Source organism: Paraburkholderia sp. GAS41 (genome assembly GCF_050436545.1).
Lineage (GTDB): Bacteria > Pseudomonadota > Gammaproteobacteria > Burkholderiales > Burkholderiaceae > Paraburkholderia.
In genome coordinates, this window is record NZ_JBNDMK010000004.1 from 279,794 (window position 1) to 296,106 (window position 16,313).

Consider the following 16,313-nt stretch of genomic DNA (forward strand, 5'->3'; position numbering starts at 1 on the left):
CAGAGGGATCAGGCGTTACAGGAAACGGTGGCCAAGCCACCAGCCCGCTGCGGCGAGTACTGCCGAAGCGGGAATCGTCAGAATCCACGCCCAGACGATATTGCCAGCCACGCCCCAACGCACGGCGCTGAGCTTCTGGGTCGCGCCCACGCCGACGATGGCGCCGGTAATCGTGTGGGTGGTGGACACCGGAATACCGAGGAACGACGCGATAAAGAGCGTGATCGCGCCGCCCGATTCCGCGCAGAAGCCGCCAACGGGCTTTAGCTTGGTGATTTTCTGCCCCATCGTGCGCACGATGCGCCAGCCGCCAAACAGCGTGCCTAGCCCCATGGACAGATAGCACCCGCCGATGACCCACAGCGGCGGCGCGTCGGCGATCGACGAGGCATAGCCGGTGGCGATCAGCAGCATCCAGATGATACCGATGGTCTTCTGCGCATCGTTGCCGCCGTGCCCAAGGCTATACAGGCCGGCAGAAATCAGCTGCAGACGGCGGAAGCGCCGGTCGACCTTGCTGGGCGGCGTCCGGAAGTAGATCCACGAAACGGCCAGCATGAAGAACGAACCGAGCACGAAGCCGAGCAGCGGCGAGATAAAGATGAACGCCACCGTCTTCATCAGACCGTCGAAGTTCAGCGAATGCCAGCCCGACTTGGCGAGCGCCGCGCCCACCAGGCCGCCGATCAGCGCATGCGACGAGCTGGACGGAATGCCGTAGTGCCAGGTAACGATGTTCCAGCCGATCGCGCCGACCAGGGCGCCGAAGATCACGTAGTGATCAACGATGGCCGGATCGATCGTCCCCTTGCCGACCGTCTGCGCGACTTTCAGGTGGAAGATGAAATAAGCCACGACATTGAACGCCGCCGCGAAAGCGACGGCCTGTTGCGGCTTGAGAACGCCGGTCGACACAACGGTGGCGATTGAATTCGCCGCGTCGTGAAAGCCGTTCATGAAGTCGAACACCAGCGATACGGCGACCAGCAGCGCGACGGCCCAGATAGCAAGTTGTATCGATTGCATCAGGCGTTTTCCAGCACGATGCCTTCGAGAATGTTCGCCACGTCCTCACACTTGTCGGTGATGGTTTCGAGCAGTTCGTAGATCGCCTTCAGCTTGATGAGCGTTTTGACGTTGTCTTCCTCGCGGAAGAGCTTCGAGATGCCCGCGCGCAGCACGCGGTCGGCTTCCGATTCCAGCCGGTCGATTTCCTCGCACGCCTTGAGTATCTGGCTTGCCTGCTTCATGTCCGACAGCAGGCTGACCGCAAACTGCACGCGCTCGGCCGTCGCGGTGCAGATGTGCGCCAACTGGCTCGCCTCGGACGTCACGGCCTGCACGTCATACAGGGAAATGGCGGTGGCGACGTCCTCCATCAGGTCGAGGATGTCGTCCATCGTGGTGATCAGCTTATGGATTTCGTCGCGGTCGAGCGGCGTGATGAACGTCTTGTGCAGCAGATCGATCGTCTCGTGCGTCAGCTTGTCGGCAGCCTTTTCGGCCTTCTGCACGTTTTGCTTATGGATCTCGGCGTCCTGCAGATTGTCGATCAGCAGCTCGAGTTCGTGGCTCGCCGAGACAATGCACTTGGCGTGCTCGTTAAAAATTTCAAAGAACTTGCCCTCGGTGGGCATGAATCGACCGAACATTCTGGGCTCCGAAAAGCAATTTTATGCAGCAAAACCAATCGTTTACCAACATTGCCGCACGAAACGGCCGGGGCTTTACGGGCACTGTCTGAAATGCTGTGCCGCACTCATCGACATGACAGCTCCGTGACAGATCGCGATTCTATCCGATCCTGCCTGCCCGCTGGCGTCTTGTGATGGAACCTTCTGCCGGGATCGACTGACTCCAGATAGCGGGACCGCGTCATGACACTGGCATTCGAAACGACGCCACAGTATTTCGTCTGATTAGCGGGAAGACGCACGGGGCTTCGCGCCGCGCGTACGAACCACACATCGTCGAGTTGTCGCGGCTATCTTGCGCGGCGTACCGCGTCAGACCTCGTACCACCGTGTGCCGTACCCATTTCGCCGTGTGCTCCAAGGAGATCCTTCATGGAAGAAACCATGCAACAGGCGAAGGCCCGGCAGTTCTGGAATGAAGCGTTTCAAAACCATGGCGACGCGGCGACCCATCACGTTGATATTCCCGACGTCGACAACGCGGTATTCAAACGCGCGGTCGAGCATTTCGGCGACGTGCGTGGCAAGACGCTGGTCGATGTGGGCTGCGGCTCGGGGGCGTCGTCGCTGTTTTTCGCTTCGCTCGGCGCGAGGGTGATCAGCATCGATCTCAGCGAGGTTGCCATTGCCAACCTCAAACGCTATTGCACCCAGCAGCGGATCGACAACATCACACCGGTCGAGCTGCCCGCTCTGCAGATTGCGACGCTAGGCACGGTCGATCTGGTGTTCGGCGCGATGATCCTTCACCACATCGAACCGTTCGGGCAGTTTGCGCAGACCTTGCGCCACGCCATTAAACCGGGGGGCCGTGCGTTCTTCTTCGAAAATAACGGCCGGAGCAACGCCATGATGTGGTTCCGCAATCATGTCATCGGCAAGTTCTGGGTACCGAAATACGGAGACGTCGACGAATCTCCGCTTGCGCCGGGCGAAATCGACGAGTTGCGCAAGCATTTCCAGGTTCACACGGAATTCCCGGAGATGATCTACGTGCAGATGGCCTCGCTGTACCTGCTGCGCGGCTTCATGCAGCGACAATTCGTCAGCCTCGACCGCTATCTGGGCCGCTATGCCTCGTTGCGAAAATTCAGCTATCGGCAATATGTTTGTCTGAGATGACGCGACGCGTGGCCATCGTGGACACGAAAAGGCCCGCGCTCAGCGGGCCTGGATGCCGGAACAACAGGTTTTATTCGCTGTAGAAATTCTGCGCGCCCGCAAAGTTATCGAACTTCGTGAATTGACCGTGGAACGTGAGCCGAACGGGACCAATTGGACCATTACGCTGCTTACCGATGATGATTTCTGCCGTGCCCTTGTCCGGGCTGTCCGGGTTGTAGACTTCGTCGCGGTAAATGAACAGGATCACGTCGGCATCCTGCTCGATAGCGCCCGATTCGCGTAAGTCCGACATGATCGGACGTTTGTTCGGGCGTTGTTCCAAGCCCCGGTTCAACTGCGACAACGCAATCACCGGCACATCGAGTTCCTTGGCCAGACTCTTGAGCGAGCGCGAGATTTCCGAGATTTCCGTCGCTCGGTTTTCGCCGGAAGACGAACCGCTCATCAACTGCAGATAGTCGATGATAATCAGGCCCAGCTTGCCGCACTGGCGCGACAACCGGCGCGCCCGCGAGCGCAATTCCATCGGGTTCAAACCGCCGGTTTCGTCGATGAAGATTTGCGCTTCGCTCATCTTCTGTACGGCATGTGTCAGCTTCGGCCAATCTTCGTCGGTCAAACGGCCGGTACGCATACGGTGCTGATCGAGCCGGCCGACCGAGCCGAGCATACGCATGGTGAGTTGGGTGCCAGGCATTTCCATGGAAAACACCGCAACCGGCAAACCGTACTCTACGGCGACGTACTCGCCGATATTCATCGAGAACGCCGTCTTACCCATCGACGGCCGGCCGGCTACGATGATGAGTTCGCCGCCATGCATGCCGGAAGTCATCCGGTCGAGGTCGACGAAGCCCGTCGGCGTGCCGGTCACGTCGCTTGGATTGGCGGTGTGATACAGCGTGTCGATCCGCTCCACCACTTGCGTGAGCAACGGCCCGATTTCCAGAAAGCCCTGCGTGCCCCGCGCGCCGTCCTCGGCGATCGAGAACACTTTGGATTCAGCCTCGTCTAGCAATTGACGGACTTCTTTACCCTGCGGATTGAAGGCATCCGCCGAGATTTCGTCCGCGACCGACACCAGCCGGCGCAACACGGCGCGATCGCGCACGATTTCCGCGTAACGGCGAATATTGGCCGCGCTCGGCGTGTTTTGCGCCAGCGCGTTCAGATACGCCAGGCCGCCGACCTCCTCCGCCTTGCCCGAGGTGCCGAGCGCTTCATAGACCGTGATTACGTCGGCCGGACGCGTTGCCGCGATCAGCTTGCCGATGTGTTCGAAGATGATGCGGTGGTCATAGCGGTAGAAGTCGCTCTGCGACAGGAAGTCGGCAATGCGGTCCCATGCGGCGTTGTCGAGCAGGAGGCCGCCCAGCACCGATTGTTCGGCCTCGATCGAATGCGGCGGGACTTTCAGCGACTCGAGCTGGGGATCTTTGGACGGTGCGTTCATGGGATGGAATTATCGGGGTAAATGAGCGCGGAGGAAATCGAAAAGATACGTGTTTGCGAACCAAAACCGGCCAACAAAAAAGGCAGGAGCCGGTCACCCGGCACCTGCCTTCCGCCAGTCAAACTACCTGGCCAATACTGTGAAGATGCTTAAACGTGTTCGCCCAGCACCGACACCGTCACATCGACCAGCACGTCGGTGTGCAGCGAAACTTGCACAGCGTGGTCGCCGACCATCTTCAGCGGGCCTTCCGGCAGGCGCACTTGCGCCTTTTCCACTGCGAAGCCTTGCTTGGCCAGTGCGTCAGCGATGTCAGCGTTCGTCACCGAGCCGAACAGACGGCCGTCGACGCCAGCCTTCTGGCCGATCTGAACCGTCGAGCCTGCCAGCTTTTCGCCTTGAGCTTGAGCAGCTGCCAGCTTTTCAGCAGCAACCTTTTCCAGTTCTGCGCGGCGAACTTCGAATTCAGCGATAGCGTCTTTCGTTGCGCGGCGTGCGTGCTTGTTCGGGATCAGGAAGTTACGTGCGTAACCGTCCTTCACCTTGACGATGTCGCCCAGGTTGCCCAGGTTGACGACTTTTTCCAGAAGAATAACTTGCATTCTGATTGCTCCTTGTCGCGTCGTCGGGTTAGGCCTTGTGCTGGTCGGTGTACGGCACGAGCGCGAGGAAACGCGCGCGCTTGATTGCCGTATCCAGCTGGCGTTGATAGTGCGACTTCGTACCCGTGAGACGCGCCGGCGTGATCTTGCCGTTTTCGCCGATGAAGTCCTTCAGCGTTTCGATGTCTTTGTAGTCGATCTGATCGACACCAGCTGCCGTGAAACGGCAGAACTTCTTGCGCTTGAAGAGCGGATTTTGTTGCTGACGACGCTTGTCGAATTTCTTACCAGTCGGGCGGGGCATGTTCAGTCCTTTCCAATGTCCTGCAATGCTGTGATGTGAAATACCAGGGTTCTGGCGTTGCGGCTTTTCTTTGCCAGGAAACCGGTGAAGAGCGTTTCGACGCCCATCACACAGTTTTCCAGCTTGCCGCTCGCCTCGCCGGCCGCCACCGCTGGCATCGTCAATTCAACTTGCCGGGCAATGCCGGCTTCGACGACTTCAGTGCGGTGTTGCAACGTACAGCTTGCGATCGGAACGCCGGCGGGGGTGTACCGCACCGGTTCGCGTTCGACGACGCTGGCTGAGAGTTGCAGCCGATTCACGAGAACGACGCTTTACCTGGTAGCTTAAATAGTGTGTCTTAAGCCTGCGCTTCGGACGGCTGCGTAGCAGCTGCCTTCTTGGCTTCTTCGCGCTGCACTTCCTTCATCATCGGCGACGGGCCGGTTTCGGCCTTCTTCATCTTGACGATCAGGTGACGCAGAACGGCGTCGTTGAACTTGAATGCGTGTTCCAGCTCGTCGAGCGTGGTCTGGTCGCATTCGATGTTCATGCAGACGTAATGGGCCTTCGCGAGTTTCTCGATCATGTAGGCCAGTTGGCGACGGCCCCAGTCTTCGATACGGTGGATCTGGCCACCGTGCGTGGCGATCGTGGTCTTGTAACGCTCGATCATGGCGGGCACTTGCTCGCTCTGATCGGGGTGCACGATAAAGACGATTTCATAATGACGCATACACACTCCTAATGACTTGTGGATTAAAGCCACCCGGGCGTCGGAACCGGTGTGGCAAGTGAGAAGCCGAAGATTGTAGCCTGAATGGGGACGGGTTGCAACATATCCCGTTAATCGGGCGCCTGATTCAGACGTATTTTCAAGGGCTTAGACGGTGCGGGCCGCCCGAGCCGCTAGTAGGTGGCCTGATTCCAGTAATCCTTGCTGGCGTAGACGTCTTTCAGATAGTCGATGAAATAGCGCACTTTTGCCGGCACATAACGCTGCTGCGGATAGACCGCGAGGATGTCGTAGTCCGGCAGCGCGAACTCGTCCAGCACGGTTTCCAGTTCGCCACGCGCGAGTTGCTGATGGATTTCCCAGGTCGAACGCCAGCCCAGCCCCAGCCCTTCGGACGCCCAGCGGTGCAGCAATTCCCCGTCGTTGCAATCGAGCGTGCCGCCGACCCGCACCGTCGCCAGCTTGCCGTTGCGTCGAAAATACCAGCCGCGGTTCTGGCCCCCTTGCAGGTTGAAGGCGAGGCAGTTGTGCTGCGGCAGGTCCTCGAGCGTCTTCGGCTTGCCGTGTTTGCGGAAGTATTCCGGCGTGCCGCACACCACGCGCCGGTTCGAGGCCAGCTTCACCGCCACGAAATTCGGATCGACCGCCCCGCCGATGCGAATCGACAGGTCATAGCCTTCGCGCACCAGATCCACCACGCGGTCGGTCAGGTTGAATGACAGCTGCAATTCCGGTTTGTCGGCGAGAAACGGCGGCGCGAGCGGCGCGACATGCTTGCGGCCGAAGGCGGCCGGCGCGGACACGATCAGGTGCCCGCTCACCGCCCGGCGGCCCGCCGCCAGTTCGTTTTCCGCCTGATCCCACTCCGACAGCAGGCCGCGGCAGCGCTCCAGAAACGCGGCGCCCTCTTCGCTGACCACGAGGCGCCGCGTCGAACGGTACATCAGCTTGACGCCGAGACGCTTTTCCAGCGCGTCGATACGCCGGCCGAGAATCACCGGCGACACCCCCTCCTCCATCGCCGCGGCGGCCAGGCTGCCCGCATCGGCGACACGCACGAAGGTTTCGATCTGCTTGAAGCGGTCCATTGTCGTCTCCTGTCGGGCGGCGGGTACTGGTGCGCTGTCCATTGCGCGCGTGGCCCGCGCCGTCAGCCCTGACGGCTCACGGCACAGCACGGCACGGCACGGTGTCGCACACTTGCCACCATTCCATACTTTTTGTTTCGAAAAAAGCGACCCGGACTGATCTTATCAAACCTTTCGGGCAGGCCTAAAGTTGACCTCAGCCGCCGTAATCCGCATTCATAGACATTCAGAGGAGACATTCATGGCCAAGATGAGAGCCGTCGACGCAGCCGTGCTGGTGCTCGAAAAAGAAGGCATCGACACCGCCTTCGGTGTACCGGGCGCCGCTATCAACCCGTTCTATTCGGCCATGCGCAAGGCAGGCAACATCAGCCATGTGCTCGCGCGCCACGTCGAAGGCGCCTCGCATATGGCCGAAGGCTATACGCGGGCGCAGCCGGGCAACATCGGCGTGTGTATCGGCACGTCGGGCCCCGCCGGCACCGACATGATCACCGGTTTGTACTCCGCGCAGGCCGACTCGATTCCTATTCTGGCTATCACGGGTCAGGCGCCACGGGCGCGTCTGTACAAGGAAGACTTCCAGGCCGTCGATATCGAGTCGATCGCCAAGCCAGTCACCAAGTGGGCCGTCACCGTGCGCGAACCGGCGCTGGTGCCGCGCGTGTTCCAGCAGGCGTTTCATCTGATGCGCTCGGGACGTCCGGGTCCGGTGCTGGTCGACCTGCCGATCGACGTGCAACTCGCCGAAATCGAATTCGACATCGACACCTATGAACCGCTGCCGGTCTACAAGCCGAAAGCGACCCGCAAGCAGATCGAAGCCGCCCTCACGCTGCTCAACGACTCCGCGAAACCGCTGATCGTCTCCGGTGGCGGCGTGCTGAACGCCGCCGCGGAAGACCTGCTCGTGGAATTCGCGGAGATCGTCGGCGTGCCGGTGATTCCGACGCTGATGTCGTGGGGCGCGATCCCCGATGATCACCCGCTGATGGCCGGCATGGTTGGCCTGCAGACCTCGCACCGCTACGGCAACGCGACGATGCTCGCCTCCGACTTCGTGCTCGGCATCGGCAACCGCTGGGCGAACCGTCACACGGGCAGCGTCGAGGTCTATACCAAGGGCCGCAAGTTCGTGCATGTGGATATCGAACCGACGCAGATTGGCCGCGTGTTCGGACCGGACCTCGGCATCGTCTCGGACGCGAAGGCCGCGCTGGAACTGTTCGTCGAAGTGGCCAGGGAATGGAAGGCCGCCGGCAAGCTGAAGGACCGCAGCGAGTGGGTCGCGGACTGCCAGGAACGCAAGCGTAGGTTGCTGCGCAAGACGCACTTCGACAATGTGCCGATCAAGCCGCAACGCGTGTACGAAGAGATGAACCAGGTGTTCGGCCGCGACACGTGTTACGTGAGCACGATCGGTCTGTCGCAGATCGCCGGCGCGCAGTTCCTGCATGTCTACAAGGCGCGCAACTGGATCAACTGCGGCCAGGCCGGCCCGCTCGGCTGGACCATTCCAGCAGCGCTCGGGGTGCGTGCTGCGGACCCGCAACGGCCGATCGTCGCGCTCTCGGGCGACTACGACTTCCAGTTCATGATCGAAGAACTCGCGGTTGGCGCGCAATTCAAGCTGCCGTACGTGCACGTGGTCGTGAACAACTCGTACCTCGGGCTGATCCGCCAGGCGCAGCGTGCCTTCGAGATGGACTTCTGCGTGCAGCTCGCGTTCGACAACATCAACGCGCCGGAAGTGAACGGCTATGGCGTGGATCACGTTGCGGTGGCCGAAGGTCTCGGTTGCAAGGCGATCCGTGTGTTCAAGCCGGAAGAGATCAAGCCGGCGCTGCAGAAAGCGCAAGCCATGCTCTCCGAGTTCAGCGTGCCGGTGATCGTCGAAGTGATTCTCGAACGTGTGACCAACATTTCGATGGGCACCGAAATCGACGCCATCAACGAGTTCGAAGAACTGGCTGCGAAGCGTCAGGACGCCCCGACCGCCATCAGCATGCTCGATTGAGTTTGATCAGTTAGCCTAAGCAGTTTTATTTGCTCGATCAGGCAGTACGGCGTGCGGTTTGCGCCGCACCGCCGGATCGAAGCTGTTTCATTGACCGACCAGCGAGACCCCAGCACCATGCCGAAATTTGCAGCCAATCTCACCATGCTGTTCAACGAAGTCCCGTTCCTCGACCGCTTCGCAGCGGCAGCGGACGCGGGCTTTCATGCCGTCGAATTCCTGTTCCCGTATCCGTACTCGAGCGAGGAACTGGCCGAGCGTCTGCAGCAGAACCGTCTGAAGCTCGTGCTGCACAACCTGCCCGCCGGCAACTGGGAAGCCGGTGAACGTGGTATTGCCTGCCTGCCGGATCGGGTCGGCGAGTTTCAGGAAGGCGTCGGTCGCGCGATCGAATACGCTCGTGCCCTGAACGTGCCGCAACTGAACTGCCTCGTCGGCATTCCCGGCCCCGGCGTCGATCCCGGCCGCGCCCATGCGACGATCGTCGACAACCTTCGCTTCGCCGCCGCCGCACTGAAAAAAGAAGGGATCAGGTTGCTGGTGGAGCCGTGCAATTCGTTCGATATCCCAGGCTTTGCGCTGAACCGCTCGTCCGAAGGGCTGGACGTGATTCGCGCCGTCGGCTCGGACAACCTGTTCCTGCAATACGACATCTATCACATGCAGCGGATGGAGGGCGAACTCGCCGCCACCATCAGGAAGAACCTGGCGTCGATCGCGCACATCCAGCTCGCCGACAACCCCGGGCGCAACGAGCCGGGCACGGGTGAAATCAACTATCCGTTCCTCTTCACCCTGCTCGATTCGCTCGGCTATGACGGCTACATCGGCTGCGAATACAAGCCGCGCACGACCACCACCGAAGGTCTGGACTGGATCCAGCGCGTGGCCGGCCAGGCACGCGGCGCAGCACACGTGGCCGCCTGAGCGCGCCCCGCCCGGACACTCTACCTCAACCTACTGGAGACATACACAAATGGCAAAGATCGGATTCATCGGCCTCGGCATCATGGGCGCCCATATGGCGCGCAACCTCATCAAGGGCGGTCACTCGCTGTTCGTCAACGGCGCATATCCGGTGCCCGAAGATCTCGCCAAGACGACCGAGGTGGTCGCGAACTCAACCGCCGTCGCGCAAGCGGCTGATATCGTCATCATCATGGTGCCGGACACGCCGGACGTCGCCAATGTGCTGTTCGCCGACGACGGCGTCGCCAAAGGTCTCACGCAAGGCAAGCTGGTGATCGACATGAGCTCGATCTCCCCGCTCGACACGCAGGCCTTCGCGAAGAAAATCAACGCGCTGGGCGTCGACTACCTTGACGCACCGGTGTCGGGTGGCGAAGTCGGTGCCCGCGAAGCGTCCCTGACGATCATGGTCGGCGGTCCGGAAAAAGCTTTCGCGCTCGCCAAACCGCTGTTCGAACTGATGGGTAAGAACATTTCCCTGATCGGCGAGAACGGCGCGGGTCAAACCTGCAAGGTCGCGAACCAGATCATCGTCGCGCTGAACATCGAAGCGGTCGCCGAAGCCTTGCTGTTCGCCGCGCGTTCGGGCGCCGATCCGGAACGTGTCCGTAAAGCACTGATGGGCGGTTTCGCGTCGTCGCGGATTCTCGAAGTGCACGGCGAACGTATGACCAAACGCACCTTCGATCCGGGCTTCCGTATCGAACTGCATCAGAAGGATCTGAACCTCGCGCTTGACGGCGCACGCAAGCTCGGCATCGCGCTGCCGCACACGGCGAGCGCGCAGCAACTGTTCAGCGTGTGCGCCGCGAACGGCGGCAAGGCGTGGGATCACTCCGCAATGGTGCGCGCGCTGGAAATCATGGCGAACTTCGAAGTCGCTCAGGCGCCGGGTAAGGAAGCGAAGGCGGCTTGACGCCATCGCAGGCGCACACTGGGCCGCCGCTGAAGTTGGGGCGTGAGGTAGCCACAGCTTCGCTGCGGCGCTCAGTGAGCAGCAACATGGGTTGCCGTGCGTTTGACGGCAACCGGCAGGTGGGGCGTCCGGTACGGTGCGCGGCACGCGTATCGCACTGGACAAATCGAGCCGCTCTGGGCTGAGAGCGGCAAGTGGGGTCCGCAGCGGCACCTGGCGACGCCGGGGAAGCCTTGGTCGGTCAGACGTCGTCGTCGGGTGTCCGGCTGTCGGATTTTGCGCCACAAATTTCGCGCCACAAATAACTACGCGGCGATAAGGACAGTGTGTCCCTATCGCCGCGTAGTTATTGAGCCTCCGGATCACCCCGCACGAATCGACACACGGGCGGTCCTCTCAATACGTATCGAAGATCTTCTGCAACGCTACGGCACCCGTGCCGCCCGCCGCGAGTGCCAGCATCAGCAGCACGCGCGCCTTGTAGGGGTTGAGCGCGCCTGCCGTGATAAAACCGAGCGCATCGTCGGGCGCTGCGCCGTTACGCATGACGTGGCCCGAGCCGACCCGCGACGACCGCACCACTACGACGCCCTGCTTCACCGCGTCCGCGAGCGCCTGTTGCAGCGACGCGTGAATCGAACCGTTGCCCGTGCCGGCCACGACGATGCCGCGCACGCCCGCCGCCACCAGCGCATCCACGCCGATCCGCGAAGCACCCGCATAGCTCGTGACGATCTCGACGTTCGGCCACTGGCTGCCGATCACGAACTCCGTGTCGACGGTATGCGGACGCACGACCTTGCGCTGAAATTCGACGCGGCCGTCCTGCACCCAGCCAAGCGCGCCGACTTCCACGGACTGGAATGCATCGACCGCATAGGTACTGGTCTTGACGACGTCGCGCGCGCAATGAATCCGGTTGTTGAAGGCAACCAGCACGCCCTGCCCATGCGCCGCCGCGCTCGCGGCAACCGTCACGGCATTGAGCAGATTCAGCGGGCCGTCCGCGGAGAGCGCCGACGCGGGGCGCATCGCCGCGGTCAGCACGACCGGCTTGGTCCCTTTGACGGTCAGATGCAGCAGGTACGCGGTTTCTTCGAGCGTATCCGTGCCGTGCGTAATCACGATGCCGTCGATCTCATCGCTTGCCAGCAGCGTGTTGACGCGCTGCGCGAGCGTGGTCCAGAGCGCGAGCGCCATGTCCTTGCTGTCGCCACTCGCGATCTGTTCAGGCTGGATTCGCGCCACGCCCGACAGCGCGGGCACGGCTTCGAGCAAACGCTCGACGCCGACCACGCCGGCCTGGTAACCGGAAGTACTGGTGACATCGGCGGCGGAACCGGCGATCGTGCCGCCCGTCGCCAGCACGGCGATGCGCGGCAGCGCTTGCGCCGCCGGCGTCACCGAAGAGGAGGAAGTCGAAGTATTCATGGCGGCGATTGTAAGCCATGCGCCATGCGTCGACCTCAGTCCACGGCGCGTAACTGCGCCGCGATATCCGCTTCCTTCAACTGCGGCGCGAACATTTCCAGCAGACGATACGCATAAGCGCGCAGGAACGCCCCCTTGCGCAGGCCGACACGGGTCGTGCTGGCCTCGAACAGATGCTCGGTGTCGAGCGCCACCAGTTCGGTATCGCGCTTCGGATCGAAGGCCATGGCCGCGACGATGCCAATGCCCATGCCGAGTTCGACATAGGTCTTGATCACGTCCGCATCGATAGCGGTCAACACAACGTCGGGCAGCGCGCCCGCCTTGGCGAAGGCCTGATCGATATGCGAGCGGCCGGTGAAATCCTGATCGTAGGTCACGATCGGAAACTCGGCGATCTCATCGAGCGTCAGGTTCGTGCGGCCCACCAGCGGATGGTCCTTCGGAACGACCACGATGTGATGCCACGAATAGCACGGGAACGTGACGATGTCCGGGAAGCGGTCGAGTGCTTCGGTGGAGATGCCAATATCCGCTTCGCCATTGATGATCATCTGCGCGATCTGCTGCGGACTGCCCTGGCGCAGCGCCAGATGGACCTTCGGAAATACCTCGGTGAACTGACGGATCACCTTGGGCAACGCATAACGCGCCTGCGTGTGGGTGGTCGCCACCACCAGATGGCCGCTGTCCTGATCTGCAAACTGACGCGCGACGCGGCGCAGGTTCTCCGCGTCGAGCAGCATCCGCTCGATCAGCTGGTGCACCGCCTTGCCCGGTTCGGTCAGCCCGGTCAGACGCTTGCCGCGCCGGATGAAGATGTCGACGCCGAGTTCGTCCTCGAGGTCCTTGATCTGTTTCGACACCCCCGACTGCGACGTGTACAGCACGTTCGCCACTTCGGTCAGGTTCATGTTCTGGCGCACGGCCTCGCGCACAAAGCGCAGTTGCTGGAAGTTCATCTGTATGTCTCCGGTTCAGCCAGAGTTAAGTTCTTGAAATATAGGTTAAACCAGCCAGTCTCAAGGCGCCGGAAAGACGCGCAGGGCACGCGGCACCGCCGTTACGCCGTCGCCGACCGCGAGTTGCAGCGCCCGCCACGCTTCGCGATCCAGTTCCGCTTCGAGCACATTGCCCTCGCGCCCGGCGAGTTCGACGCGCACCGAGCCGCCGAGCGTCACGACACGCCGCACATCCACGACGATGCCGTCGCGATGCCCCGCAGCCTGCGGATACAGTTGCAGGTCGTGCGGCCGCACGTACGCGAACGCCGGGCCTTCGAAACCGGCCGCCGCCGCGACCGGCAACGCCGCGCCGTCCACCACGAAGCCCTGCTGATCGACCTGGCCGTGCAGCCGGTTGGCCGCGCCGAGAAACTCGTAGACAAACGAAGTCTGCGGATGATCGTACACGTCCTGCGGGCTGCCCACCTGCTCCACATGGCCGCGATTCATCACCACGATGCGGTCCGCCACTTCGAGCGCCTCTTCCTGATCGTGCGTCACGAAGATCGTCGAGATATGCAGATCGTCGTGCAGACGGCGCAGCCAGCTACGCAGTTCCTTGCGGACCTTCGCGTCCAGCGCGCCGAACGGTTCGTCCAGCAACAACACCTTGGGCTCGACCGCGAGCGCACGCGCCAGCGCAATCCGCTGCCGCTGTCCGCCCGAGAGTTCCGAAGGATAGCGTTGCGCCAGCCAGTCCAGTTGCACGAGCTTCAGCAACTCATGCACCTTCTCGCGGATCACCGCCTCCGACGGCCGCTCCTTGCGCGGCTTCACCCGCAGCCCGAAGGCAACGTTCTCGAACACGGTCATGTGACGGAACAGCGCGTAATGCTGGAACACGAAGCCGACCTGGCGCTCGCGCGCGCCCACCGTAGCGACATCCTGTCCCTGCAACACGACCTGACCTGAGTCCGCGTATTCGAGGCCGGCAATCACGCGCAACAGTGTGGTCTTGCCACACCCCGACGGCCCGAGCAGCGCAACCAGTTCGCCCGGCGGAAAGTCGAGCGAGACGTTATCGAGCGCAGTGAAATCGCCAAAGCGCTTTTGCAGGTTACGAACGGTGATGCCCATTCAAGACTCCTTACTGGACCGGGTGCTGCGTCGACGCACGTGCTGTCGAAGAGATTGAAGTGGCGGGGCCGGCGTGCGCGGGGAGGTCCCGCGCGGCTGCCAGTTCCGCCGACAGATGCCGCTCGGCAAGCAGCTTGAGCCCTAGCGTCACGAGCGCGAGCAGCGCGAGCAATGAGGCCACGGCAAACGCCGCCGAAAAGTTGTATTCGTTGTAGAGGATCTCGACATGTAGCGGGATCGTGTCGGTCTGGCCGCGAATATGGCCCGATACGACTGAAACAGCGCCGAACTCGCCCATTGCCCGTGCGTTACACAGGATCACGCCGTACAGGAGACCCCACTTGACGTTCGGCAAGGTGACCCGGCGAAAGGTCTGCCAACCGGACGCGCCGAGCACGTGAGCGGCTTCCTCTTCGTCGTTGCCCTGTGCCTGCATCAGCGGAATCAGTTCGCGCGCGACGAACGGGAAGGTCACGAAAATCGTCGCGAGTACGATGCCCGGCACCGCGAAAATGATCTGCACGTTGTGATCCTGCAGCCACGGACCGAACCAGCCCTGGGCGCCGAACAGCAGCACATAGACGAGACCCGAGACCACCGGCGAGACGGAAAAAGGCAAGTCGATCAGGGTCGTCAGCAGCGCCTTACCCTTGAATTCGAACTTCGCGATGCACCATGACGCGGCGAGCCCGAACACCAGGTTCAGCGGGACGGCGATCGCGGCGGTCAGCAGCGTCAGCTTGATGGCGGAGACCGCGTCGGGATCGGCGAGCGCCGCGAAATAAAAGCCAATGCCCTTGCCCAACGCCTGATAAAACACCGCGACGAGCGGCACCACCAGAAACAGCGCGAGAAACAGCAGCGCGATGCCCGTGAGCACCCAGCGCACGAGACGCGGTTCGGTCACCGGATCGGCACGGCGCTGCGTGTTCGAAATGGCACGTTGCACGGGCGGGAGCGGCGGCAGCGTTGCGGAGTCGTTGCTCATCGCGCACCTCCTGCCGAGCTGGTCGTGCCTGTGGCGCCTGCGGCGGCGCTTACGACCGGCAGCGCCGGCGCGGCCGCGCCGCGCCGCGTACGACGCTGCAGATACCACTGCAGCGTGTTGATCAACAGCAGCATCAGGAACGACACCACCAGCATCACCACCGCCAATGCCGTGGCGCCGGCGTAGTCGTATTGCTCGAGCTTGGTGATGATGAGCAGCGACGTGATCTCCGATTTCATCGGCACGTTGCCGGCGATGAAAATCACCGACCCGTATTCACCCAACGCCCGCGCGAAAGCCAAGGCGAAACCGGTCAGCAGCGCCGGCAACACAGCGGGCAATACCACGCGGCGAAACGTCAGCCAACGCGACGCGCCGAGGCACGCCGCGGCCTCCTCCTGCTCGCGCTCGAACTCTTCGAGCACCGGCTGCACGGTACGCACCACGAACGGCAGACCGATAAAGGTCAACGCCACCAGCACGCCCGCTGGCGTGAACGCGATCTTGATGCCGAGCGGCTCGAGAAACTGGCCGATCCAGCCGTTGCCCGCATACACCGCCGCGAGCGAGATGCCGGCGACCGAAGTGGGCAACGCGAACGGCAAATCCACGATGGCATCGACCAGACGCTTGAACGGGAACGTGTAGCGCACCAGCACCCAGGCCACGAGAAAGCCAAACACCGCGTTGATCAGCGCGCCGCCCAGCGCGGAGAAAAAGGTCAGCCGGTACGACGCCAGCACGCGCGGCGAGGCCACGGCGTGGACGAACTGGGTCCAGTTAAGCGAGGCGGTCTTGAGGAAGGTCCCCGCGAGCGGAATCAGCACCACGAGGCTCAGATACGCCACCGTGATGCCGAGCGTCAGGCCGAAGCCGGGTAACGCGCTTGGCTTGCGAAAGGTCAACGTCGTCATGCAGGATGCTCTTTCA

General features: G+C 62.1%; 17 protein-coding genes. 4 read left to right on the plus strand and 13 right to left on the minus strand.

Going from position 1 to position 16,313, the window contains the following annotated elements; translation table 11 throughout:
- Nucleotides 1-15: 15 nt before the first annotated feature.
- Together P3T43_RS09290 and P3T43_RS09295 are read right to left on the minus strand one after the other, a co-directional pair.
- Nucleotides 16-1,026 (minus strand): inorganic phosphate transporter, encoded by a 1,011-nt coding sequence (locus P3T43_RS09290; RefSeq protein ID WP_429280741.1) that lies wholly within the window; start codon nt 1,024-1,026, stop codon nt 16-18.
- Nucleotides 1,026-1,652 carry a DUF47 domain-containing protein gene (locus P3T43_RS09295; RefSeq protein ID WP_429280742.1) on the minus strand — a complete coding sequence of 209 codons (627 nt, stop codon included), beginning with the start codon at nt 1,650-1,652 and terminating at the stop codon, nt 1,026-1,028. Before P3T43_RS09295 ends, P3T43_RS09290 begins: the two co-directional genes overlap by 1 nt.
- Before the next feature lie 414 nt (nt 1,653-2,066).
- Between P3T43_RS09295 and P3T43_RS09300 the strand changes: the two genes are divergently transcribed.
- Nucleotides 2,067-2,816: a class I SAM-dependent methyltransferase gene (locus tag P3T43_RS09300; protein ID WP_429280743.1), complete on the plus strand. Its 750-nt coding sequence runs from the start codon at nt 2,067-2,069 to the stop codon at nt 2,814-2,816.
- A 70-nt stretch (nt 2,817-2,886) separates the two neighbouring features.
- On the opposite strand, the gene P3T43_RS09305 is transcribed toward P3T43_RS09300, so the two are convergent.
- From P3T43_RS09305 to P3T43_RS09330, 6 genes are all read right to left on the minus strand, one after another.
- Nucleotides 2,887-4,272, minus strand: a complete 1,386-nt coding sequence (locus P3T43_RS09305; RefSeq protein WP_429280744.1) for a replicative DNA helicase — start codon at nt 4,270-4,272, stop codon at nt 2,887-2,889.
- 149 nt (nt 4,273-4,421) lie between these two features.
- A complete protein-coding gene (gene rplI / locus P3T43_RS09310; protein ID WP_429280745.1) occupies nt 4,422-4,874 on the minus strand; it encodes a 50S ribosomal protein L9 in 453 nt (150 codons plus the stop codon).
- Between the two features lie 28 nt (nt 4,875-4,902).
- Nucleotides 4,903-5,178 carry a 30S ribosomal protein S18 gene (gene rpsR / locus P3T43_RS09315; RefSeq protein ID WP_074264854.1) on the minus strand — a complete coding sequence of 92 codons (276 nt, stop codon included), beginning with the start codon at nt 5,176-5,178 and terminating at the stop codon, nt 4,903-4,905.
- A gap of 2 nt (nt 5,179-5,180) precedes the next feature.
- Entirely contained in the window at nt 5,181-5,480 is a 300-nt protein-coding gene (gene priB, locus P3T43_RS09320) for a primosomal replication protein N (protein WP_429280746.1), read from the minus strand.
- Between the two features lie 38 nt (nt 5,481-5,518).
- Nucleotides 5,519-5,893, minus strand: a complete 375-nt coding sequence (gene rpsF / locus P3T43_RS09325) for a 30S ribosomal protein S6 (RefSeq protein WP_429280747.1) — start codon at nt 5,891-5,893, stop codon at nt 5,519-5,521.
- A gap of 173 nt (nt 5,894-6,066) precedes the next feature.
- Entirely contained in the window at nt 6,067-6,981 is a 915-nt protein-coding gene (locus P3T43_RS09330; RefSeq protein ID WP_429280748.1) for a LysR family transcriptional regulator, read from the minus strand.
- Between the two features lie 241 nt (nt 6,982-7,222).
- Here P3T43_RS09330 and gcl point away from each other — a divergent pair, with 241 nt between their 5' ends.
- From gcl to P3T43_RS09345, 3 genes are all read left to right on the plus strand, one after another.
- Nucleotides 7,223-8,998 carry a glyoxylate carboligase gene (gene gcl / locus P3T43_RS09335; RefSeq protein ID WP_429280749.1) on the plus strand — a complete coding sequence of 592 codons (1,776 nt, stop codon included), beginning with the start codon at nt 7,223-7,225 and terminating at the stop codon, nt 8,996-8,998.
- A gap of 117 nt (nt 8,999-9,115) precedes the next feature.
- The gene (gene hyi, locus P3T43_RS09340; protein WP_429280750.1) at nt 9,116-9,925 is read left to right on the plus strand and encodes a hydroxypyruvate isomerase; all 810 of its coding nucleotides are present in this window, start codon (nt 9,116-9,118) and stop codon (nt 9,923-9,925) included.
- Nucleotides 9,813-10,883, plus strand: a complete 1,071-nt coding sequence (locus tag P3T43_RS09345; protein ID WP_429280751.1) for a 2-hydroxy-3-oxopropionate reductase — start codon at nt 9,813-9,815, stop codon at nt 10,881-10,883. Before hyi ends, P3T43_RS09345 begins: the two co-directional genes overlap by 113 nt.
- A 396-nt stretch (nt 10,884-11,279) precedes the next feature.
- Here P3T43_RS09345 and P3T43_RS09350 read toward each other — a convergent pair whose 3' ends face one another.
- Genes P3T43_RS09350 through cysT form a run of 5 tightly spaced genes read right to left on the minus strand, consistent with a single transcriptional unit; the run spans nt 11,280 to nt 16,297 of the window.
- Nucleotides 11,280-12,314 (minus strand): asparaginase, encoded by a 1,035-nt coding sequence (locus tag P3T43_RS09350; protein ID WP_429280752.1) that lies wholly within the window; start codon nt 12,312-12,314, stop codon nt 11,280-11,282.
- Between the two features lie 35 nt (nt 12,315-12,349).
- Nucleotides 12,350-13,276: a CysB family HTH-type transcriptional regulator gene (locus P3T43_RS09355; RefSeq protein ID WP_429280753.1), complete on the minus strand. Its 927-nt coding sequence runs from the start codon at nt 13,274-13,276 to the stop codon at nt 12,350-12,352.
- A 60-nt stretch (nt 13,277-13,336) separates the two neighbouring features.
- The gene (locus P3T43_RS09360; RefSeq protein WP_429280754.1) at nt 13,337-14,395 is read right to left on the minus strand and encodes a sulfate/molybdate ABC transporter ATP-binding protein; all 1,059 of its coding nucleotides are present in this window, start codon (nt 14,393-14,395) and stop codon (nt 13,337-13,339) included.
- A gap of 10 nt (nt 14,396-14,405) precedes the next feature.
- A complete protein-coding gene (cysW, locus tag P3T43_RS09365) occupies nt 14,406-15,383 on the minus strand; it encodes a sulfate ABC transporter permease subunit CysW (RefSeq protein WP_429280755.1) in 978 nt (325 codons plus the stop codon).
- Nucleotides 15,380-16,297 (minus strand): sulfate ABC transporter permease subunit CysT, encoded by a 918-nt coding sequence (gene cysT, locus P3T43_RS09370; protein ID WP_429280756.1) that lies wholly within the window; start codon nt 16,295-16,297, stop codon nt 15,380-15,382. The genes cysW and cysT overlap by 4 nt, the downstream gene beginning before the upstream one ends.
- Nucleotides 16,298-16,313: the final 16 nt, after the last annotated feature.